This window comes from Thiocapsa imhoffii (genome assembly GCF_016583985.1).
GTDB lineage: Bacteria > Pseudomonadota > Gammaproteobacteria > Chromatiales > Chromatiaceae > Thiocapsa > Thiocapsa imhoffii.
Genome location: NZ_NRSD01000015.1, coordinates 77654 through 99533, shown reverse-complemented (window position 1 = coordinate 99533; position 21880 = coordinate 77654). Strand labels below are relative to the sequence as shown.

Sequence of the window (21880 nt, the reverse complement as noted above, 5' to 3'; positions counted from 1 at the left end):
GTCATCCGATGCGATCCTTATGACCCATACCATTCGCACCATGCCCGCGGATCACCAGTTCGTGGCGACCCCCGACGAGACGGTGCTCGACGCCGCACTCCGACAGGGGATCACCCTGCCCTACGGTTGTCGCAATGGGCGATGTGGTTCCTGCGCGGCGTCTCTGCGCCAAGGTCGGGTCCACTACCCGAACACACAACCGGAGGCCCTGGAGGGCCAACCGCCCGAGACCTGCCTACCGTGCCTGGCGGTCGCGGAAACCGACCTGGTGCTCGAGGTGCGTGAGCTCAGCTCCGTCGCCTTCATCGAGGTCAAGACCCTGCCCTGTCGCCTGGTGCGTAAGGAGCAGCTCAATCATGATGTCATGCGTCTCTTCCTCAAATTGCCCGAACAGCAGCGGCTCGCGTTCCTAGCTGGCCAATATCTGGAGTTCATCCTGCGCGACGGCCGGCGCCGGGCCTTCTCGATCGCCAATGCGCCGCACGCGGACGCGGAACTCGAACTGCACGTCCGCCAGGTACCAGGTGGATCGTTCACGACCGAGATCTTCGAGGCCCTGCCCGAAAAGAGCATCCTCCGTTTCCAGGGTCCGCTCGGGACCTTCGTCCTGCGCGAAGACACGGAGCGCCCCATCATCATGATGGGTGGCGGCACGGGCTTCGCGCCCTTGAAGGGCATGATCGAGCATGCCCTACATCGTGGACTCACACGACCGCTCACACTCTACTGGGGAGTGCGGGCACGTCATGATCTGTATCTGCCCGAACTGCCCGAGCAGTGGTCACGCCAATTGGCCAATTTCCATTTCGTTCCCGTTCTCTCGCAACCCGATTCCGACTGGCGTGGCCGCACCGGACTGGTGCATAGCGCAGTGGTCGCAGACCACCCAAGCCTCGCTGACCATGATCTCTACCTCAGTGGTCCGCCCGCGATGGTCGCCGCGGGACGCGCGGCGTTCGTGGCGATCGGAGCCGATCGCGAACGGATCTTCTCCGACGCGTTCGAGTATGCCACCGACAGTCCAGCACGCCCCCACTCCACTCCCGCCCCGTGACACCAGCAGGACGCGCTCCCGCACCGCCGTCGAGCGCGCTGGTCCTTGTTCGCCCGTGCTTGGCAAGGCACACTCCGCTGTCCAGCAGAGCAGTCTGTTCCTTGTGGAGATTCACCCATGCGCCCAGCCCGGCTTGCCGTCACCCTCGGCTTGATCGCCGTGTTCGCGACGGCTTGCACACGGGGCCCCTTGACCTCGACCTGGACCGAGCCCGGCGCCGCGCCGCAGCCCTATCGTGACCTCGTCGTCTTCGGTGTTGCCCCCAACCCCACGATCCGGCGTGCTTATGAGGACAACTTCGTCGACGCCTTGCAGGCGGCGGGCGTGCGTGCGCGCGCGGCCCACACGCTCCTCTCGGACCGCGATGTCGGCAGCGCCAAGGCCGTTCAGGAAGCCGTGGGCAAGTCCGGCGCGGACGGCGTGATCATCACCTATCTGGCGGCTCAGGCCGACGATGCGAACCCCGTGTGGAAGAGCACGCATGTGGTGCCCAGCGTTTACGGCAAACTCTACCCCTACTATGGCAGAATCCTCAGTGACGTGACCACGCCGGGCTACTACGCCGACTACAACGCGCTACGCTTAGAGGCCAACCTCTATAACGCGGCCCGTGCGACCTTGGTCTGGTCCGGGCGCTCCGAGACCTTGGACCCCAATTCCGAGCAGACGATGATCAGTGACGTCATCGCTGCCGTGATTGACAAACTCAAGGCGGATGGATTTTTGCCCTAAGGGATCGAACACGTGGATCCCCTCGCCCGCCGCAGCCCGCCGGTCGGGACTCAGAGGCGCCGGGATTCGGCCATCCGTCACCTTGCCGGCGACCTAAATGATGACTGGTTCGGCGCTCAATGCCCCCTCACACGCTCAAGCGGCCGCCCGCTCACGACGCGTGCCCCGCTGGCTGCCCCTCAGCCTGGTGACCCTGCTGATCCTCCTCGGCGGGACCGCCACCGGTTGGATGGCGGTTCAACACGCCGATCACGAACTCAAGAACCGTTTGCTGTTCGAGGCCCAGCTCATTGCCAACGCACTCAACATCGAGCAGATCAAGACCCTGGAAGGAGCCGACAGCGATCTCGAGCGACCGCAATACGAACGACTGAAGCGCCAGTTCAGCCAGATTCAACAGCATGACGCACGCTACCGCTTTGTCTATCTCATGGGGCGTCGCGCCGATGGTCAGATCATCCTGCTCCTGGATAACGAACCCCCCGAATCCGAGGATTATTCCCCTCCCGGCGACATTTATCACGAGGCCACCGAGGTTGACCGACGTGTGTTTGCGACCGGTCAGGCACAGATCAGCGGGCCGCTCACTGACCGCTGGGGAACCTGGGTCTCGGCACTGGTGCCGCTTTTCGACCCCGCCCATACCAGCTCAAACGGAGCGCAACCCGCTGACGCCCGCGCCCTGGTAAACCGCGCGGCCGACGTCTATCGCGAGCAGGGTCAGGCCGCGCTGCTCGAGGCCATGGCGCAGCGTGACGGCCTCTTTCATCGGGGCGACCTCTATGCCTTCGCCTACGACCTGGACATGACCTTCATTGCCCATCCGATCCGACCCGAACTGGTCGGTCTGAATCTGGTCGACGAGGACGATCGTCCGGGTGGCCAGCCCTTCCGGCAGGAGATCCAACGCATTGCCCTCACCACCGGCGAGGGCTGGGTGGCTTATGAGTATCTCAATCCGCTCACCGGCGCGATCGAGCCCAAAACCACCTTCGTCAAACGCGTGGACGACATGATCCTGTGCGCTGGGGCCTACCGCACGGAGGGCAGCGTGGTCGCGGCCTTTGGGATCGATATCGATGCCGCCACCTGGCAGGACCAACTCACGACCGCCGCGGTCCCCTCCGCGCTCCTGACCGTGACACTGCTGTTGATCCTCGCCATTGGCGCCCTGTTGCTCAGGCGTCGGACGCGCCTTGGAAACGCCGCCCCGGCTTGGATGCGCCACCTCGAACCCCTGTTGGCGCTCCTGTTCGGCCTGACCCTGACCCTGTTCGCAACCTGGACGTCCCATGAGCGCGAGCAGCAAGCACGGGCCTGGTCATTCGCGCAATTGGCGACCAGCCGCACCGATGCCATTGCGACCATCCTACGTCATCTGCGTGATACCGAACTGCAGGCCTTGAGTGCCTTTATCGCGACGGCAACCGACCTGACCGCCGAGCGTTTCGAGCACTTCACGCGCTTTCTCGCCATGAACCCCGCCGTGCAAGCCTGGGGTTGGGTGCCCTGTCTCGACCCGAGCGAGTGGGCGGTGCTCGCGCAGGAACAGGCGACGCTGGATGGGCAGCCCCCCCTGACGCTCTGGGAGTTCAACGCACGGCAGCAACCGGGCGCTGTCACCACCCGGGCGCGGCACTGCGCGACCCGTTTCATCGCGCCGGCTCATCCCGACAATGAGATGATCCTCGGGTTCGACTTCACGTCTGACCCCCGCTATCAGGACGCGCTCAGCGAAAGCGCACGCTCCGGCCTGAGCATGGCCACAAGTCCGGTCGCACCCATTCATCGGGCCGCTAGGGACGTTGCGATCGAGTCCGACGCGACACGCCAGATCATCGTATTCCAGCCGGTCATGGATCACACGGGGCAACTGCTCGGTTACGCGAGCGCGGCGCTTCGCCAGGATGACTTGCTCCTCAGCCTCGGCCCCGAGTCCAGCCATTCGATCGCGATTGCCCAGGTACGCGAGGATGGCACCATCACTCAGCGCGCCACCACGGGCTTGCTCGAGGAACAACCTGACACCGTCCCGATCCTCACGCGCATCATTCCCGTCTTCGGTCGAACGTTCGTGCTCTCGGCGAGCGCCGGACCCGATTTTCTCAAGCGACATCCGATCCGAGCCGGTTGGATGACGGCATTGACCGGACTGGCACTCACCGGCATTGCGGTCCTGATCTCCGGCTTCCTCGCGCGCCGTCACGCCGGTCTGGTGGGCTTGGTCAAGGCACGAACCGCGGAACTCGATCGCTTCTTCACGGCCGGTTTGGACATGCTTTGCATCGCCACGCCCACCAGTGAATTCGTGCGTCTCAATGGCGAATGGGAACGCATCCTTGGCTACCCGACGAGCGCGTTGCAAGGGCGTCGTTTTCTTGAGTTGATCCATCCCGATGACCTCGAGAGCACGCACGACGCCCTGGCGCAGCTCGGAAGGCAGGCGCCGGTATTGAATTTCGAGAATCGCTGCCGCCACCACGACGGCCATTATCTCTGGCTCGAATGGCGATCCTTTCCGGCTGGGGAGCTCATCTATTCCGTGGCGCGCGACATCAGTGCACGCAAACAGGCCCAAATCGACACCGCACGCCGCTTGGAACTCGAAAGTACCGCCACGGCGATCTCGGCACGTTTCGCGGCGGCGAACCCGAAGACCTTCGAGGACACCCTGCGGCAGGCCCTCGCGCAGCTTGGACTCCTGCTCGATGTCGATCGCGCCTATCTGATCCGAATCGGCGAACACGACTCAGCCCTAACGCTGAGCGCGCAGTGGTGTGCTGCGAAGGTGATCTCCCCCTGGCATCAGGTCCAGGAGACGACCCACGCCGAACTGCCCTGGTGGCGGACCCGGGTTGCGAACCTCCAAACCCTGCACATCCCGGATGTCACCAACCTGCCGCGTGAGGCCCAGGCTGATCTCGCGATCCTGTTTGCACGGGGCACTCGGGCACTGCTCAGCCTCCCCATGGTCGACAGCAAAGGACGACTCTGGGGCGTCGTGGGCTTCGATGTGGTCGCACGACCACGGCACTGGAGCGAGAGTGAGATCGGTCTGCTGCAATTGCTCGTGCAGGTCATCGGGAGCACGATTCGCCGCCTCGACACCTTCTCACGGTTGCAAGACCGCGAGCAGAGGCTGCAACAACAGACCCGATTACAGGATCTCTTGATGGAGATCTCGGCCACCTATATCAGCCTGCCGCTCGATCGCGTCGATGGTGCGATCGAGACCTCGCTCGGTAATCTGGGTGATTTCGTCAAGGCCGATCGGGCCTATTTGTTCGACTATGACTTCACGCACGGCATCTGTATCAACACCCATGAGTGGTGCGCACCGGGCATCGAGCCCCAGATCGAACAGTTGCGAGCGGTGCCAGTCGAACTGATGACCAGTTGGACCGTCACGCACCGTCGCGGCGAGGTCGTCCATATCCCCGATGTCTTGGCCTTGCCTCCTGAGGACGAGGTGCGACCGATCCTCGAACCGCAGGGAATCAAAAGCCTCCTTACGGTTCCCTTGACCGATGGCGAGACCTGCCTAGGATTCGTCGGCTTCGATTCGGTCCGTCACCACCACCGCTACTCTGAGGTGGAACTGCGCTTATTGACCGTCTTTGCCCAAATGCTGGTGAATGTGCGCAAACGGCGTGAAACCGAGGATGCCTTACGTCTCAGTCGCGAGCAGGCCGAGGCGGCAAACCGCTCCAAGAGCGAGTTCCTCGCCAACATGAGCCACGAGATCCGCACGCCCATGAATGCGGTGATCGGCCTCAGTCAGATCCTCTTGAGCAAGGATCTCGACGAGGAGAAACGCGACTATGTCACGAAAATCCATGACTCCTCGCGCCTCTTGCTTGGGATCATCAACGACATCCTCGATTATTCAAAGATCGAGGCCGGTAAACTGGAACTCGATGAACATGCCTTCCGGCTCGATCGCTTGCTCGACCAGATGGCCACCTTGTTCGGTTCGCTGGCCGGTGAGAAAGGACTGGAGCTCTTCTTCAGAGTCTCACCCGAGGTGCCCAAGTCGCTGGTCGGCGATGCATTACGGCTCGGACAGGTCCTCTCCAACCTGCTTGGCAATGCCCTGAAATTCACCGAACAGGGTTCGATCGAACTGCGGATCACCCGGCTGTGGGGTGATCACGACCGGGTTCAATTGCGCTTCGAGATCCTGGACACCGGGATCGGAATCGATGCACAGCAGCTTGCACGGCTCTTTCAACCCTTTTCCCAGGCCGATACCTCCACGACTCGCAAATTCGGTGGAACCGGTCTCGGTTTGGTGATCAGCCGGAAACTCTTGGAATACATGGGCGGAAACCTCCAGGTACACTCGACGGCGGGACAGGGAAGCACCTTTTCCTTCGAACTGACGCTCCCGGTCTCGCGTGAGACCTCATCGGAGACACTCGACTCGCGTGTGAAAAGTTGTCGCGTGCTGGTGGTCGATGATCAGGCGATCGCGCGCACCCTGCTGCGTGAGATCCTCGAATCCTGTTCTTGCCAGATCAGTGAAGCCGACAGCGGGCAGGCGGCAATCGACGCCGTGGTCGCGGCCGATCGTACCGGAACGCCCTTCGATTTCGTGCTCATGGATTGGAAGATGCCCGGTGCGATCGACGGACTGGAGGCGGTGCGCGAACTCCAGCGCTTGCGTGATGAGAAGGTTCTGGTCGGCACCGAGGCCCCCGTGATCATCGTCAGTGCCTACAACCGTCATCAACTGCCGAAGTCGGCGCAGGGTTTCAATGGGTTCCTCGGAAAACCCGTGACCGCCTCCGCGCTCCTTGATGCCATGGTCGAGGCCCGTGGCGATCAACCCCAACTGCGACCACCTCCCCGTCCCGTGCAGCCGCCCTCATTCGCTGGGCATTCCATCTTGCTCGCCGAGGACAACGCCATCAATCAACTGGTCGCCGTGCGGATGCTGGAGCGCACCCAAGTGCGCGTGACCATCGCCAATCATGGCGCCGAGGCCGTCGAACTCGCCAACAAGGAGTCGTTCGACCTGATCTTGATGGATTTGCAAATGCCGGTCATGGATGGGTTCGAGGCAACCCGCCGGATTCGTGCACGACACCCACGGCTCCCCATCATTGCCCTGTCGGCCGCTGTCATGGAAGTCGATCGGGATCAAGCCCGCGCGGCCGGGATGAACGCGCATCTCGCCAAGCCCATCGACAGCGTGAAACTCTATGACACCTTGAGCCAGTGGCTGGGTTGCCAGGCGCCAGAGGACGCATGAGCGACGGCAGCGCGCGATTTTGTCGTTCGAGTTCGAAGAGATGGCCCTGGTTATGACACAATCGCACTCCGTCACCGCCCGCAGACCATCATGACTGGTGCGGGCGGGTCTGAAACCCATGCCGACCTTGTCTCCGCTGTGCCGTGCACGCACAGCAGCCTTCCTAAGGATCCACCATGTCGAACATCATCCGTATCGCCACCCGCAAATCTCCTCTGGCCATGTGGCAGGCCGAGCATGTGTCCGCGCTGTTGCGTGCACGCCATGCCGACTTGGAAGTCCAGATCATCGGGATGACCACGAAGGGCGATAAAATTCTGGATGCCCCGCTGGCAAAAGTCGGTGGCAAGGGTCTCTTCGTCAAAGAATTGGAGCAAGGGATGCTTGATGGCGAGGCAGACATTGCGGTGCACTCGATGAAGGATGTCCCCGTCGACTTCCCCGAGGGATTGCATTTAGCCGTCATCATGGACCGTGAGGATCCGCGTGACGCCTTTGTCTCCAATCACTACGCGACGCTCGATGAACTGCCGCGGGGTGCCTGCGTCGGCACCTCGAGCCTCCGTCGCCAGTGTCAAATCGCCGATCGCCGACCGGATCTGCGCATCGAACCACTGCGCGGCAACGTGAACACACGGCTTGCTAAGCTCGATGCCGGTGAGTACGACGCCATCATCCTCGCCGCCGCGGGCCTGATGCGCCTGGGCTTCGAGGCGCGGATTCGGGGTCGGATCGCGCTCGCCGACAGCCTCCCCGCGATCGGTCAAGGGGCGATCGGGATCGAATGCCGCTGTGCCGATGAACGCATCCATGCCTTGATCGACCCCTTGCATCATCGTGACACCGCCGAACGTGTGCGGGCCGAACGCGCGATGAATGCCCGCCTGCATGGCGGGTGTCAGGTGCCGATCGCCGGTCATGCGATCATCGAGGGGGAACGGTTGCAGCTGCAGGGGCTTGTTGGCACGCCCGATGGGTCCCGGATCCTCCGCGCCCAGGCCGAGGGTCCGCGTGATCAGCCCGAGGCGATCGGCACCGAGGTCGCCGATGCGCTGCTCGCCCAAGGCGCCGGCGAGATCCTCAGCGCATTACAGGAACACTGATGAGCCCCCCCTGCGATTTGAGGGGGCGCGGTGTCCTGGTGACGCGACCGGCTGGCCAGGCTGAGGGATTATGTCAGTTGATCGCCGCCGCGCAGGGCCGGGCGATCGCGGTTCCGAGTATCCTGATCGAGCCGACCACCGACCCGGACGCGGCGCGCCAGCTCCTCCAGTCTTCCTGGGACCTGATGTTCTTCGTCAGTCGCAATGCCGTCGAGCAGGCCCTGGCCTTGACCCCGGATGGCACTTGGCCGCAGGCGGCGCGGATCGCGGCCGTCGGGCGTGCGACGGCGCATGCCTTAGCCAGCGCAGGGCGGGTCCCCGACCTCGTGCCAGATGAACGCTTCGACAGCGAGACCTTGTTGCGGATGCCCGAATTGGCGTCGATGCCGGGCCAGCGGGTCCTGATCGTCCGTGGTGATGGCGGTCGCACCCTGCTCGCCGAGACCTTGCGCGCGCGGGGTGCCGAGGTGGTCTATGCCGAGGTCTATCGGCGCTGTCTACCAGCGTTCGATCCGCAACCGCTGCTGGCCGACTGGCGCGCTTCCGTTGCCGTGGTCACGGCCACCAGTGAGGAAGTCCTGCGCAATCTGATGACGATGCTCGGCCCCGAGGGACGGTCCTTGTTACTGGAAACCCCGCTGGTGGTGATTGCCGAGCGCACCGCGCAGACGGCGCGCGAACTGGGCTTCACGCGGGTCTTGGTCGCGGAACGCGCCGAGGACACGGCGATCCTCAAATGCCTTTGCGGGCTGTTCGAAACCGGCGATCAAACCGGCTTGCCGCCGCGGTCGTGCTGACCTGATCAAGGTCAGGGACGCGCTCCCCGAGCAGGGAAACCCAGTTCGGCGTTGGGTTCGAGCTCCGCGACCCTGAAGAGAGTTGCCCGATCAAGGATGGTGACCTGCGCCCCCTGGACCTCGATGATCCCACGGCGTCCCAAATCCTTGATCACGCGCGAGAAGGTCTCGGGCTGGATCGACAAGCGCGATGCCAGCACGCCCTTGCGCACGTCGAGTGTGAGTCCTCGTCGATCGGGGGGAACCTTGGCAAGCAGGTATCGCGCCACGCGGCTGCTCGCGGTGTGCATCGTCAGGTTATCGATCTCCCCAATCAACCCACGCAGACGCTGGCTGAGCGACCCCAGCATCATGAAACAGGTTTCGACCGATTCGCGCAGCATCTGCGAGAAATCACGGGCGTCCAGACTGATCAACTCGGCTGCGGTCAAGGCCCCGGCACACACCGGATAGCGCGGCGCGTTGAGGAACATCAACGCCTCGGCGAAGGTTTGGCCAGGCGACACCAACTCGATGATCTTCTCCGCGCCCCCCGGCGATAATCTGAACAATTGGATCTGCCCCTTCAGGACCAGATAGAAACGCTCCGCCGGATCGCCTTGGCTGAAGAGCAACTGTTCGGCACCCAAGGACACCCGTGTCGCCTGTTGACACACGCGCTCGAGCTGCGCGTCACTCAAATGGGCGAGCAAGGGGGCGGTCTTCAATTCATCGATCATGCTCTGCATGCGGGTGTTTGCGCCAAAATGAGGCTTGCCTCGGGGATTCAAGGGGACCATCCCCAATGAGTGATCAGGTTACATCAGTGCGCCGTGGCACTGCACACCTGGCTCCGGCGTGGGACAAGGCGCGCGATCGTGCGAACCCGATCAAGGCGACCCACCCTCGCTGACGAGTTTGTAGGCGAGATAGTATTTGTAGATGTTCCGCACATAGACCACGGGCTCACCGCTGATCACCTGTGCCGCGGCGATCTCGGTGTTGTCAAACCAGACATTCGGGTTGAGACCAAGCAGAACCGCGCGTTGCCGCGCCCGTGCGATATTGCTCGGACCGGCGTTATAGGCCGCAAGACTGAACAGGGTGCGATCAAGCGCCGACAACTCCGGTTCGTTGAAATAGCGGTCCCGCAAAAGGGCGAGGTATTTCACGCCCGCTTGAATGTTCGGCTCCAACAGATGGATATCCGGGATCGCAACGTTGGGATCACGCGCGGTCGCCGGCATCACCTGCATCACCCCGATGGCACCGGCCGGACTGCGCTGATCCTGCCGCAGTCCTGATTCCTGATAGCCTTGCGCCGCGATCAAACGCCAGTCGAAACCATGGCGAACGGCATGACGTTGCATCAGGTTGGCGACTCGTTGGAATCGTTGCCGTCCGTCCCCAGCCAAGGCGTTTTTGGCCCAATCGATGTTGTTCAGATAACGATCGATCAGGACATTGCCGAGCATGCTGCCACGCCGTGCCTCGGGAACATAGGCGTTCACGAGCGCCTTGAGCCGCGGGCTGTCGTGACGCATGGCCCAGGCGATCTCGCGGTCGGAGGCGAAGACGAGATCCTCGTGAACCTTCAGGTCCTCAAAGATTCGCCCGAAGAGGTTGGCGATGGGTTCGTCGGCGATCGTGGCCGGGATCACCCCGGTGGCGACCTGCTCGAGCAGATCCTCGCCGGAGAGGTTCTCATCGGCGCTGTGAACCGGTAGCGGCGCCGCACCCGCGGCCATGCGCTCGGCATTGAAGTGACTGAGATGTTCAAAAAAACTACTCGAGCGCCGCACGTGGATGCGCGAGGACAGCAGGTCGTCGAAGGTGCGGATCTCGGGGGCAGCCGGACCGGTCACGAGCACCTCGTGCACCCCCGTGACAAATGGGTCGCTAAAGTCCACCAGGGCACTGCGCTCGGCTGTTCGCGTGAGATTCCCCACCGCCAGATCGGCACGGCCCTCGATCAAGGTCGGCAATAACCGTGACAGGTTGGTGGGAATGATCACCAAGGTGAGATGGGCGGCTCGCGCACCCAACGTCCGCTTGAGGGCCGCTTCGAAGGCGACCACCCGTTCATAGCTCAGCCCACGTTGAGTGGGGCCGTCAATGAAGTAGGTCGTGAGACCATAGGGGATGGCCACACGTAATAACCCACGTTCCAGGATCTCATCCAGATCGCCGGTCCAAGGAGCGAGTGCCAGGGCAAGCAAGGGATCATCGGGCATGGGCGCGGAGGATGGCGCGGGCGTGGGAACATCAAGCGTTCGCTGTGGCCAGAGCGTCCAGACGAGGATGACGCCGAGCATCACCGCGGCAAGGAGTTCACAACATCGACTGTCACACCTCATCGGCGCTCACCTCAGATGTCGAACCTTCCGATTGTGACCATTCATGCCTGTTCCGACCGGGGGATCGATTACCCGTCGCGCACCGTCAATGGTCGAATAGGAGCAGGTCGAAGCCAGCGTTGACCGGACCTACGGGCATGCATCTGGGCCAAAACTCACGTATCGTGACAAATCAAGCCGGATCGCGCCAAGCTTCGCTGGTCCGGTACCGGCTCACCAGAGGACATCGATCGTCGTGACCAACATGACCCCGCGTCTGCCATCGGCGCAGCCCACTGGGATCGATGGTGCCGATGACACGGCCCTCGATCCCACTTGGGCATTGATTCTGCAAGCTGCCGACTGCGCACGCAATCCGTCTGGGCGGGCGAGGAGCGCCGCGCGGGTCGCGCCCGCCTCCGCGGCGTCAGGGTTACACACGGGGCTGGAATCTGGGCTCACCGATGCGGACGACGACGCCGACACCCGGGCCTTCCTCGATCTCTATCGGCCCTGCTGTGCGCCCCCGCCGGATAGGGTCGCCCTCGTCGCCCATCTCGGCCAGAGCCTCGATGGCTTCATTGCCACGGCGACCGGGGATGCGCGCGCTGTCACGGGCGCGGCCAACATCCGTCATCTGCATCGCATGCGTGCTCTCAGCGATGCGGTCCTGGTCGGGGCCGAAACGGTCGCGGCCGATAACCCGCGTTTGACCACCCGCTTAGTGCCTGGCACGAATGCGGTGCGGGTGGTGCTGGACCCACGACGACGGCTACCGCCTCATCTGCGCCTCTTCAGCGATGGTGAGGCACCGACCCTGCTCTGCTGTGATCAGACCCGCCTGGGTGCGCACGAGACCCACACCGGGCAAGCCGAGTTGATTGGAGTTCCCTTGCACGAGACCGGCCTGGATCTTGATCGGTTGCTTGAGATCCTGGCGGAGCGTGATCTGCGCCGGGTCTTCATCGAAGGCGGCGGGACGACCGTGTCGCGATTCTTGGACGCCGGGCGACTCGACCGCCTGCAGATCGCCGTGTCACCCATCCTGATCGGCAGCGGCCGGCCGGGGCTGCGGCTCCCGGCCATCGCGTCCATGCGGGACGCACGGCGACCGAAGGTGCGTCTCTTTCGCATGGGCACCGATATCCTCTACGACTTCGAGCTAGGCACGCGGACTGAGTCCTCTTCTCCGTCGCCCGACGAGGATGCGTCAGGCCTCTGCGAGGTCGTGCGCATCGGTTAACAGTGCCCAGTGCGCGGGTGCACCAGTGCCCCCGGGCACGGTGATCCGGCGTGGGGGAGGATTCAGAGTGGCATCAGGAGTTGGTCGCGATGTCCCACCAGGATGCCTAAACGTCCTTGCGCGATGGCCTCCTCGCGAGCCGAGCACCAGGCCTGGAGCGCGGGTGCCGCGGCCGGGTTCTGCTCGCATGCGGCCTGGTACCAGCCCTGGATCAAGGCACGCTGCAAGGGCGCATCCCCTGCTCCGAGTTGCCAATCGCTGCGCCGCGCCTGGACCTGGTAACCGAAGCGGTTCGCAAGTGCCTCGAGTCGGCCCACGGCAGCAGGGCCGAGCGCCGGGCCAAAGCCCTTATCGCGCCCCTGATGTTGATTGACGAGTTCGACCAGGGTGTGATCCAACTCATCGACGGGATCAAAGGTGATGCGACCGTCATAGGTAAGCACGAACAACATCGGGAGTCCTCGTTGTGCGCAGGCGCTGACGAGCCGCGAGAGCCACGCCTCCGACACCAGATCGAGCAATGCGGAGGCGGTGACGAGGTCGCTGTGCGCAAGCGGCAGAACATCGGGTCCCGCGGTCAAATCAGCCGCATGGGTGCGCAGCGCGCATTCGAACGGCGGTGTCTGGCCCCGCGCACAGCGGCGAACAGGATCCCAGTGGTAGCCCATGGCCGCGGCCCAGCGACGAGTCTCCAGGTCGCAACAGGCCAAGAGCGAGCGGTCCGCATCGACCCCGCGCCAGGCTTGGACGCCACCGAGCACAGGGGCCAACACGCGCATGTTGGCCCCTGTGCCACAGCCCAGATCCAAGACACGAATCGTAGCCTGGCGCGCACACAGGTCACGCAGGGGCGCAATGAGATCCGTGGCCCGGGACCGTTGATCCGCCGCGGCACGCAACGCAAGCCAGGCGGCGCTGAACTCACCCATGCGCGAGGGCCTGCAGGGCAGCTGCGAAGGACTCGGCGGCCAGCGGCCAGGACCGCAGTCGCGCCCGCTCCACCCGAGCACCGACCGCCAACCGGTCCCGCAATCCGGGTTCATCCATGAGTTGCCTGAAGACGTCCCGCAGCGCGTCCGGGTCGTTCGGTGGGACCAAACAGCCCGCCGTGGGGGGAACGATCTCCGCGATGGGGCCAACCTGGGTGCTCACGACGGGGAGCGCGCGGGCCAGGGCCTCTGTGAGGACCATGCCATAACCCTCCATGCGGGTTGGAAGAACCACGAGGTCGGACTGATGATAGGTTTGCGCGAGCGCGGCATCCGTGATGGCTCCGGTGAAGCGGACGCGCTGACGCAGCCCCAGGTCATCGGTCATCCGGCTCAAGGAGGCCGTCCAGTCGGGATCACGATCACCGCTTCCAACACAGGTCAGCGACCAGGGCCGGTCAAGCAGTGGCGCCAAGGCCCGTAGCAGGAGATCGTGACCCTTGCGCGGGACCAGCGCGGCGACACAGAGCAGAGCGAGCCCAGGGCCGTCGGAACCCAGCGCGCGCGGCGCGGGATCGACCCCGGGTTCGACGATCGCGAGCTGTCGCTCGGGGACGCCATAGTCCTCGATCAGCAGGCGCCCCGTGGCCGGGCTGGTCGTTACCACTCCGCGGGCATGGCCGAGCGCGCACGCCTCCTCATGGCGCAGCAGAGCGGCGTGCGCGCCGTCCAACCCGGTCTCACAAGCCAGGGGATGATGGACGAGCGCGATCAGGCGCACGCGCTGGCGATGAGCGGCGACGACCGTGGCCATGGCGCCATACGCGAGCCCGTCAATCACCACCAGTGCCCCGTCGGGAAGGGTTGCGAGCACCTGCTCGGTCGCGGCCAAGGCCATGTCCGAGGGTTGGGGGAAGCTGGCATCGAGTGCGCGGCAGTGGACCGACCAATCGAGACCGCGCAGACCCTCGATCATGCGCCGATTGTACCCGTAGCCACCCGTGGGGGTGGCGAGATCCCCTGGGTATAGGAACCAGAGTCGCGACCGCGCGGGCATCGTCAAGGGCGTGACGGGAGTGCCGCGTCATAGGCCGCCCAGGCCACATGGGACTCGCTCAAACAGACCCGCAAGGACGCGAGCTCATGGGCGCCGGGACCGAGCGCGCCGGCGGCGATCTGAGCCACGACGCGCTCGAAGATCGCCCGCGCTAGGAATTCCGTGGTGGTGTTCTGACCCGCGAACGCCGGGACTTCGTCGAGATTCTGATAATCGAACTCAGCGAGCACGGAGCGCAGGGTTTGACTCGCAAGACCGATGTCGACGACGAGACCGTCCTCGTCGAGTGTCGACCGACGAAACTCAACATCCACGACATAGGTGGCTCCATGCAACCGCTGCGCCGGGCCAAAGACCGCGCCGCGGAAGCTATGGGCAATCATGATGTGATCGCGAACGGAGACACTGAACATGGGTGAGTCCTCAAGCAGGGGCTGGGGCAATGAAGCCAGTCGGGGCGCCTCGCATCATGGGTCGTAGCGAATGCGGTGCATCAGGGTTTCGCCACGCGCGTGCACGAGTCGGGGATATACACCGGGTAAGTCATCGAAGTGATCCTCGCCGCTGATCAGGTGCTCCAGACGGTCATCGTCTAATAACCGCAACGCCAAGGCGAGACGTCGGCGGTGATCCCAGCGGGCACGCTGGGTGGTCGCGATCTGACCGACTTGCGAGGATCGAATCGTGAGGCGGCGACCATGGAATGCGCCACCCAGGGCCAGGGTCGCTGGCATCGTGCCAAACCAACTCAGTTCCAGAATGGTCGCCTCGAAGGCGGCCAAGGTGATCGCCAAATCCAGACCGGCCGGGTTGCCGCTGGCATGGATCACAAGATCCGCCTCCGCGGTGGCCTGCTCGGGTGTGGCGAAGGCCAGCCCCAAGCGTTCGGCGATCTCGGCGCGACCTGGGTTGAGATCGATCAACTCGACCTGACACCCCGGAATCCGCGATGCCAACCAGGCGCTCAACACCCCCAGGGTGCCGGCGCCAATCACCGCGATGCGATCGCCCAGCCGGGGCGCGGCATCCCAGAGCCCATTGAGCGCGGTCTCCAGATTGGCCGCCAGCACCGCGCGCCCCGGCGGCACCTGTTCCGGGATGCGGTGCAAGGCACTGGTGGGGACGCAATAGCGGGTTTGATGGGGGTAGAGACAAAAGACCGTCTGGCCGAGCCAGTCGGGCGGGCCGATCTCGACCCGCCCCACGTTGCAATAGCCATACTTGACCGGCCAGGGGAACTCCCCCGCTTGGAACGGGGCGCGCATCGATTGGTACTCGCCCGGGGGCACCTGGCCACTGAGGATCAGGGCCTCGGTGCCCCGGCTGATACCGCTGAAGAGCGTGCGCACCAGCACCTCATCCGGCCCCGGCGGGGCCAAGTCCTCGGTGCGCAGTTCACCCTGCAGCGGACCGGTGACCCAATAGGCACGCGCCCTGCTCAGCGACCGCGGGAGCGGGCGATCGGCAGAGCCGAGTATCTCGTGAGCGCTCATGACGCCTCCTGTCCCTGGGTTGCGGAGGCGCTCCGCGGGGCCCGCGCGTAGATGTCACCGGAATTCGCGGCTGGCGGCAGGGCGGTGAGCCATTGACCGATGGTGTGGGCATCGACCCAGGAGGTCAGCACGAACCGGTGGTCTTCCCCCAACACGGCGTTGAAGGATGTGAAACCGAGTCGGTCACATGCGTCCAAGCAGGCCCGCGCGACCTCTTTTTGGATCGTCGTGAATTCGAACGAGAGCGCTGCCGGAGGTTGACTCAGACCGCCCAGTACTTCGGCCTCGAACCCTTCCACATCGATCTTGATGAAGCGTGGCAGGCCATGGCCCGCGATCAGGTCGTCGAGCGTGACTTGCCGCACCCGCAAACGATCATCCCAGGACTGACCCTGCCAGCCGGGCTTACCCTGCGCGGCGGCGATGAAGGAGGCCGAGAGCGTGCTCACCGTGGGATTGGTGCGATTGAGGTGCAGGATGGCCTCACCCGAGACGCGCCCGACCGCCGCGACCTCGATGCGCACCAAGGGATCGCGGCCATAGAGCCAACGCAGGGTGCGGGCGAGTGCGGGCTGAGGTTCGAGCGCCAGGACGCGTGCGCCGAGACGCCGAAAGGAGCCGATGCGATCGCCGACATGACTGCCGATGTCGAACGCCAAGTCACCCGGTCCGAGAAAAGATCGATAGAAGCGATCCATGCGCGCGCGGCGGCGGTGGCCATAGTAGATCCATAAGGAACGCAGCACACCGCGCGCCGTGCGCAGCCCCGCCCACCGCCCATCGGGTCCGGGTTTGGGAGGATCGACGTCTCGGGGTTCGGGGATCAGGATCGGCATGAGACGCGACCGCGCTCAGTCCTGCCCGAGGGTATCGAGCGCGATCTCATCGGAGACCCGCGCCGGCGTCTCCCGACTGGGTCGCACGGCGGGCAGCTCGAGCTGGCGAATCATTGGTGGTGGATCGTATTCCTCGGGGATGCGCCAGGCCCCGACCTGGGCCAACCAGAGACCAAGGCTCGGCCATGCGGTCAGCAAGGCGATCGGGACGGCCAGCAGAGCACCAGCGACAAAGGGGGAGACGAACAGCACTGCGAGTGACGTGGTCGACAGCAGCCAGAATAAGGCGACCAGACCAAACAGCGTCTGCGGCCAGAGGCGGTGCAACGCTTGCCAGAAACCGAGTCGATGGGGGTCGCGTCGTTGCGGGGACCAAACAATGGCGCGCCCCGCCACGAGGCCACCGAGAAATAGAGTGTGTGCAAGCGCCATGATGGGCGCCAGCAGGGTCGAGAAGAGAATCTCACCAAGAGTCCCCAGGACGAGACGGGGGCCACCCCCGAATTGTGCCCGCGCCGCTCGCGAACGCAACGCGGCCGTGAGCGTTGCGAGTTTCGGCGCGAACACCATGGTCATAACGAAGACAAACAGCAGCCACCCCAGGGTTGGATCGAACAGTGGTCCCGACTCAACGCCACGGCCAATCTGGAGCGCCGCGAGGGTCATAAACGCAACCCATGCCGGAGAGCCGATGAACATCAGGATCGCCAGCATCAACTGAACACGACCGATCCGATGCACACCAGGTAGGCCCAACAGACGCAGGTATTGCATGTTGCCTTGGCACCAGCGCAGATCGCGCCGGATGAATTCGATCAGGGTCGGTGGGTTCTCCTCCCAACTGCCACTCTCCGCGGGCAGCACCCGCACTTCGTAGCCCGCACGACGCATGAGCACCGCCTCGACCTGATCGTGACTCAGGATCCAGCCCCCAAGCGGTGCGCGCCCGGATAATGGCGCGAGCTGACAATGCGCGCGGAAGGGCGCGATGCGCAGGATGGCATTGTGGCCCCAGTAGGGACCGCTGTCGCCTTGCCACCAAGCGCTACCGATCGAGTAGGAGCGCATCCCCAGTCGCATTCCGAACTGAAAAATCCGCGCGAAGGCACTGGTCGTGGGCAAACCTACGATCAGGCTCTGCAGGATGCCCAGACGGGGATTGCGCTGCATCATGCCAACCATGCGCAGGATATGATCCGTGGACATCAGGCTATCGGCGTCTAGGACCACCGCGTAATCGAATCGGTCGCCCCATCGCGACATGAAGTCCTGGATGTTGCCCGCCTTGTAGCCTGGGTTGTCGGGGCGACGTCGATAATGGATGCGCATCCGACCCGCCCAGCGGTCACGTAACTGTTGCACCATCCGCTCTTCTGCTTCAATGCACTCACTCCAGGAGGAGTCACTGAGAACGAAGACGGCAAAGCGCTCGGCCTGTCCGGCTTCGACCAGCCCCTGAATCATCACATCGAGTTGCTTCATCACGCGCTGAGCGTCCTCGTTGCGCAAGCAACTGAGCAGCGCCGTGGTCTGTCGCAGCGCCGTGGGTGGATCAGCCTCGAGCGGGCAGACGGCGCGCGCCGCGTCCCGGTGTCGGGAGAGCATTGTCAGTCCGAACACCGCGTTCCAGAAACCAATCACCGTCCAGGGTAGGGTGATCGCGAAACAGACGGCCAGGATCAGATCCAGCGTATCGAAACCGCCTATCGAGAGCGTCGCCACCATCAAGAAGATGGCTGCCGCGACCGTGCCGCAGACCAGGGATGCGAAGACGAGACGACGCCAGCGCATCTGCGATGGGCTGGGGATCTGTGTCAGCACCTCGGACGACACCCCGCGCTCCGGTGAAGAACGATCAAGGCGACCATCTGTCAACATGCAAGACTCCTGATGAGAGATTTCAACTCGAGGCGCCGGTTCGTGGATTCTCGGTCCATCGCAATGAGGTGACTCGATTCAATGTTTCCACGGCTTCGGGGCGGATTCGCGCATCGTCGTGCCAGTCCTTCAGGATGCGATTCGGGAATGCGCCCAGGCGATCGTCCGACCCAAACAGTTTGTGCAATCGCAGAAAAATCAATAAAAAAAGTTGATGGGGGTGCCCTCTCGTCCCAGTCGAGTTATTCTTAACAGCCAGTGCAGACCTCCTCGTGCGTCGCCTCACGACGGCGCTGCTGACCATCAACGAATCCGAGTCGCTATGAATCTTACTGATCAACATGGGTCGACCCGACTCTTGCTGCGCTATTCGCGCCTCCTTGCCATGACACTGCTCGTGCTCTCGCTGAGCGCCTGCGCACAGTTGTCGAGCGTGGCCAGCAAGACCGATTTGAGCCGCTTTCTCACCCAGTCCGAGCCGTCAGTGGAGATGGACGAGGCCGATGTCATCGGCGATATGGAGCCGCCGTCCGCAACCGAGGAGGCCCTCGCCGCTGATGCGTCATCCGCCAAGCCCTCGAAGCTCTATGAATGGCAAGGCGACGGGCGACCGCTCTCGCGCATCCTCATCGATACCGACGCGCAGAAGGCGCGCTTCTTCGTCGACGGCGAGGAGGTCGGCTGGAGCACCATCGCAACCGGCTTGCCCAATCATCCGACGCCGATCGGGCGCTTCACGGTGATGGAAAAGGTGGCCGAAAAGCGCTCGAACCTTTACGGAAAATTCGTCAGAGGCAATCAGGTCGTCAAATCGAACGTGAAGGTGGGTCGCGATCCAGTTCCCTCGGGCGCACGCTTCGTCGGGGCGAACATGCCCTACTTCATGCGCCTGACCTACGATGGGATCGGCCTGCACGCTGGGCCGATTCCGCGCCCTGGGCAGCCGGCATCGCACGGCTGCATCCGCCTTCCCGATGCGCTCGCACCCGTGCTCTTCCAGCACGTGGCCAATGGCACCGAGGTCACGGTCGTCGGGTCCGGACCCGATTATGGGGATTATGCCGAGCAACTGCGGGTCGCGGCGGCACAACGGGCGGCGCGCGAGGCGGCCCAGCAACGTCTCGCCGAACAGCAAGCAGCGGCCGAAGCGCGCGAGGCCGAGCAAACGAGTGCCGAGCCTGCACCAGAGACCCGCGACGCCTCGCCAAGGCGATCGGCGCAAACGGTGGCCGAACAGATTGCACACAACCCTGCCCCGACACCCTCGGCGACACCCGCGATCTCAGCTCAGGCCACCTCGCCGCGGCAGTCGGCACTGTCTGGCGCAATCGTCGCACCCGCTCCCGCATCCCAGGCCGCACAAACCCCAATCTCCGCCCCGGACCCAACGAGCGAGCATTCCTCAAGCCAGGCTGCGGCGCCAACGCGAGCGGCTGACGAGGCATCCCCAAGTGTCGCACCTGAGGCTACCGCAGGGATCGCGGCGGACGTCCCGGGCTCGGCTCGGACCGACTTACCCGTAACCACCTCGGCGAGCGAACCGGTCGCGGTGCCGAGCGCGACCGGGTCCGCCAACGACACCACCGCCGCCACCACCAACGCGGCGCAGGGCGATCAGAACCCGTCACCCACGGATGGGGCCGCGGACCGCCGGGCGCAGTCCCCAAGCCTTGTCGCCCCACCGGCGGTGACGGAGCGGCCGGCACCACTCAACACCCCCGCGGCGCCGGCGAGTCTGCCTGCGACATCCAGCGATGCCGCGGCGGCTCAACAATCACCACCCGAGACCGCGCCTGCGGCCGCGGCGGTCGTCACGCCTCCGGCAGCCCCTCGCTCGAGGGTCGAGGCGCCTGATCCCGTTGAGCGTGCGGAGCCATCGCCGCCACCCCAGCCCGTCTCGACACCGACACCGACACCGCCGCGCCCCGAGCCAGTCGAAGCCAAGCGGGACACTGATTCAGCCCCTGCCGATCCGGCGGCGCCATCGTCACCCCAGGCACGAATGGATGCGCCCACACCGGCGGTCGAGCAGGAAGGGTGACGATGCTGACGAGCGAGTTCCCACTCGATCCGGAACTCTGTCATCTCAACCATGCCGCGGTCGGCCCCTGGCCGGCGCGCACGGTCGCGGCCATCGCGCGGTTCGCCGAGGAGAACGCACGCCTCGGCTCGCTGCGCTACAGCGACTGGCTGAGCGTTGAGACGCGGCTGCGAGAACGGCTTGCACGGCTGATCGGTGCGGCATCGCCTGATGACATCGCGCTCGCGAAGAACACCTCCGAGGCACTCTCCATCATTGCGCACGGCTGCGCTTGGCAGGAGGGTGACGAGGTCGTCGGCATCGCGCAGGAGTTTCCATCCAATCGCGTGGTTTGGGAGTCACTGCGACGCCACGGGGTCCGCTGGGTCGCGCTCGACCTAGAGCGCTCGCAGGATCCGGAAGCCGAGCTCATCGGGCTCTGTGGGGAGCGCACTCGCATGATCGCGATCAGTTGGGTGCAGTATGCGCGCGGGCGCAGACTGGATCTCGAGCGACTCGGTGCTTGGTGCCGAAACCAGGGTGTCTTACTCTGTGTCGACGCGATTCAGGGACTCGGCGCCTGCCCCGGCAATCTCATCGCCAGTGGCGTGGACTTCGTGGTTGCGGACGGGCACAAGTGGATGCTCGGCCCCGAGGGGGTCGCCCTGTTGTACGTCAACCCGCTCTTACGCCCCACCTTGACCCTCCACCAATTCGGCTGGCACATGCTCCAAGACTCCGGCAATTTCGAACGTCGCCAGTGGGAGCCGGCCACGGATGCTCGCCGCTTCGAATGCGGCAGCCCCAATCAACTCGGCGTCCATGCACTGGAAGCCAGTCTGTCCCTGCTCGAGGAGGTTTCCATGACCCGGGTCTGGGATGACCTGCAGCGGCGCACCGAATTCTTGATTGATCGTCTCGATCAGCGGGGCTTCGAACTCTTAAGCCCACGTGCGCCGGCACAACGCGCGGGAATCGTCACCTTTCGCGTTCCCGATCGGGCAGCGGATCGGCTCTATGCCGGCTTGATGCGGCGCCAGGTTTTGTGTGCGCATCGGGGGGGGGGGATTCGATTCTCGCCACACTTCTACACGCCGTTCGAGGTCATCGAACGTGCCGTCGAACAGGTCCAGATCGTCGCCGACGAGGTCGCACGATCCTGAGCTCCT

16 protein-coding genes are annotated in these 21880 nt (G+C 64.3%); 8 read left to right on the top strand and 8 right to left on the bottom strand.

Annotated features, from left to right (window positions below):
- Positions 1-19: 19 nt before the first annotated feature.
- From CKO25_RS14120 to CKO25_RS14100, 5 genes are all read left to right on the top strand, one after another.
- Positions 20-1054 (top strand): CDP-6-deoxy-delta-3,4-glucoseen reductase, encoded by a 1035-nt coding sequence (locus CKO25_RS14120; RefSeq protein WP_200388582.1) that lies wholly within the window; start codon positions 20-22, stop codon positions 1052-1054.
- Positions 1055-1171: 117 nt separating this feature from the next.
- Positions 1172-1786 (top strand): hypothetical protein, encoded by a 615-nt coding sequence (locus CKO25_RS14115; RefSeq protein WP_200388581.1) that lies wholly within the window; start codon positions 1172-1174, stop codon positions 1784-1786.
- A gap of 97 nt (positions 1787-1883) precedes the next feature.
- Positions 1884-7040 (top strand): response regulator, encoded by a 5157-nt coding sequence (locus CKO25_RS14110; RefSeq protein ID WP_200388580.1) that lies wholly within the window; start codon positions 1884-1886, stop codon positions 7038-7040.
- A 176-nt stretch (positions 7041-7216) separates the two neighbouring features.
- Complete coding sequence (hemC, locus tag CKO25_RS14105) at positions 7217-8143, top strand: hydroxymethylbilane synthase (RefSeq protein WP_200388579.1); 927 nt, start codon at positions 7217-7219, stop codon at positions 8141-8143.
- Positions 8143-8940 carry a uroporphyrinogen-III synthase gene (locus tag CKO25_RS14100; RefSeq protein ID WP_200388578.1) on the top strand — a complete coding sequence of 266 codons (798 nt, stop codon included), beginning with the start codon at positions 8143-8145 and terminating at the stop codon, positions 8938-8940. The genes hemC and CKO25_RS14100 overlap by 1 nt, the downstream gene beginning before the upstream one ends.
- 11 nt (positions 8941-8951) lie before the next feature.
- Here the strand turns inward: CKO25_RS14100 and CKO25_RS14095 are convergent, their stop codons facing one another.
- Together CKO25_RS14095 and CKO25_RS14090 are read right to left on the bottom strand one after the other, a co-directional pair.
- Positions 8952-9659: a Crp/Fnr family transcriptional regulator gene (locus CKO25_RS14095; RefSeq protein WP_200388611.1), complete on the bottom strand. Its 708-nt coding sequence runs from the start codon at positions 9657-9659 to the stop codon at positions 8952-8954.
- 150 nt (positions 9660-9809) lie between these two features.
- A complete protein-coding gene (locus tag CKO25_RS14090; protein WP_200388577.1) occupies positions 9810-11276 on the bottom strand; it encodes an MltF family protein in 1467 nt (488 codons plus the stop codon).
- 244 nt (positions 11277-11520) lie between these two features.
- Between CKO25_RS14090 and CKO25_RS14085 the strand changes: the two genes are divergently transcribed.
- A complete protein-coding gene (locus CKO25_RS14085; protein WP_200388610.1) occupies positions 11521-12498 on the top strand; it encodes a RibD family protein in 978 nt (325 codons plus the stop codon).
- A gap of 62 nt (positions 12499-12560) precedes the next feature.
- Here CKO25_RS14085 and CKO25_RS14080 read toward each other — a convergent pair whose 3' ends face one another.
- From CKO25_RS14080 to mdoH, 6 genes are read right to left on the bottom strand one after another with little or no spacing between them, the layout of a single operon-like run.
- Complete coding sequence (locus CKO25_RS14080; RefSeq protein WP_200388576.1) at positions 12561-13427, bottom strand: class I SAM-dependent methyltransferase; 867 nt, start codon at positions 13425-13427, stop codon at positions 12561-12563.
- A complete protein-coding gene (locus CKO25_RS14075) occupies positions 13420-14484 on the bottom strand; it encodes a glycosyltransferase family 4 protein (RefSeq protein ID WP_200388575.1) in 1065 nt (354 codons plus the stop codon). The genes CKO25_RS14080 and CKO25_RS14075 overlap by 8 nt, the downstream gene beginning before the upstream one ends.
- A gap of 2 nt (positions 14485-14486) precedes the next feature.
- A complete protein-coding gene (locus CKO25_RS14070) occupies positions 14487-14897 on the bottom strand; it encodes a 6-pyruvoyl trahydropterin synthase family protein (protein WP_200388574.1) in 411 nt (136 codons plus the stop codon).
- Between the two features lie 54 nt (positions 14898-14951).
- Entirely contained in the window at positions 14952-15977 is a 1026-nt protein-coding gene (locus CKO25_RS14065) for a zinc-dependent alcohol dehydrogenase (protein ID WP_200388573.1), read from the bottom strand.
- The gene (locus CKO25_RS14060; RefSeq protein ID WP_200388572.1) at positions 15974-16813 is read right to left on the bottom strand and encodes an FkbM family methyltransferase; all 840 of its coding nucleotides are present in this window, start codon (positions 16811-16813) and stop codon (positions 15974-15976) included. The genes CKO25_RS14065 and CKO25_RS14060 overlap by 4 nt, the downstream gene beginning before the upstream one ends.
- A 15-nt stretch (positions 16814-16828) precedes the next feature.
- Entirely contained in the window at positions 16829-18691 is a 1863-nt protein-coding gene (gene mdoH / locus CKO25_RS14055) for a glucans biosynthesis glucosyltransferase MdoH (protein ID WP_242467621.1), read from the bottom strand.
- Between the two features lie 322 nt (positions 18692-19013).
- On the opposite strand from mdoH, the gene CKO25_RS14050 reads away from it, so the two are divergent.
- Both CKO25_RS14050 and CKO25_RS14045 read left to right on the top strand, forming a co-directional pair.
- Positions 19014-20732, top strand: a complete 1719-nt coding sequence (locus tag CKO25_RS14050; protein WP_200388571.1) for a L,D-transpeptidase family protein — start codon at positions 19014-19016, stop codon at positions 20730-20732.
- A 5-nt stretch (positions 20733-20737) separates the two neighbouring features.
- Positions 20738-21874 (top strand): aminotransferase class V-fold PLP-dependent enzyme, encoded by a 1137-nt coding sequence (locus CKO25_RS14045; protein ID WP_200388608.1) that lies wholly within the window; start codon positions 20738-20740, stop codon positions 21872-21874.
- The last annotated feature ends 6 nt before the right edge of the window (positions 21875-21880 follow it).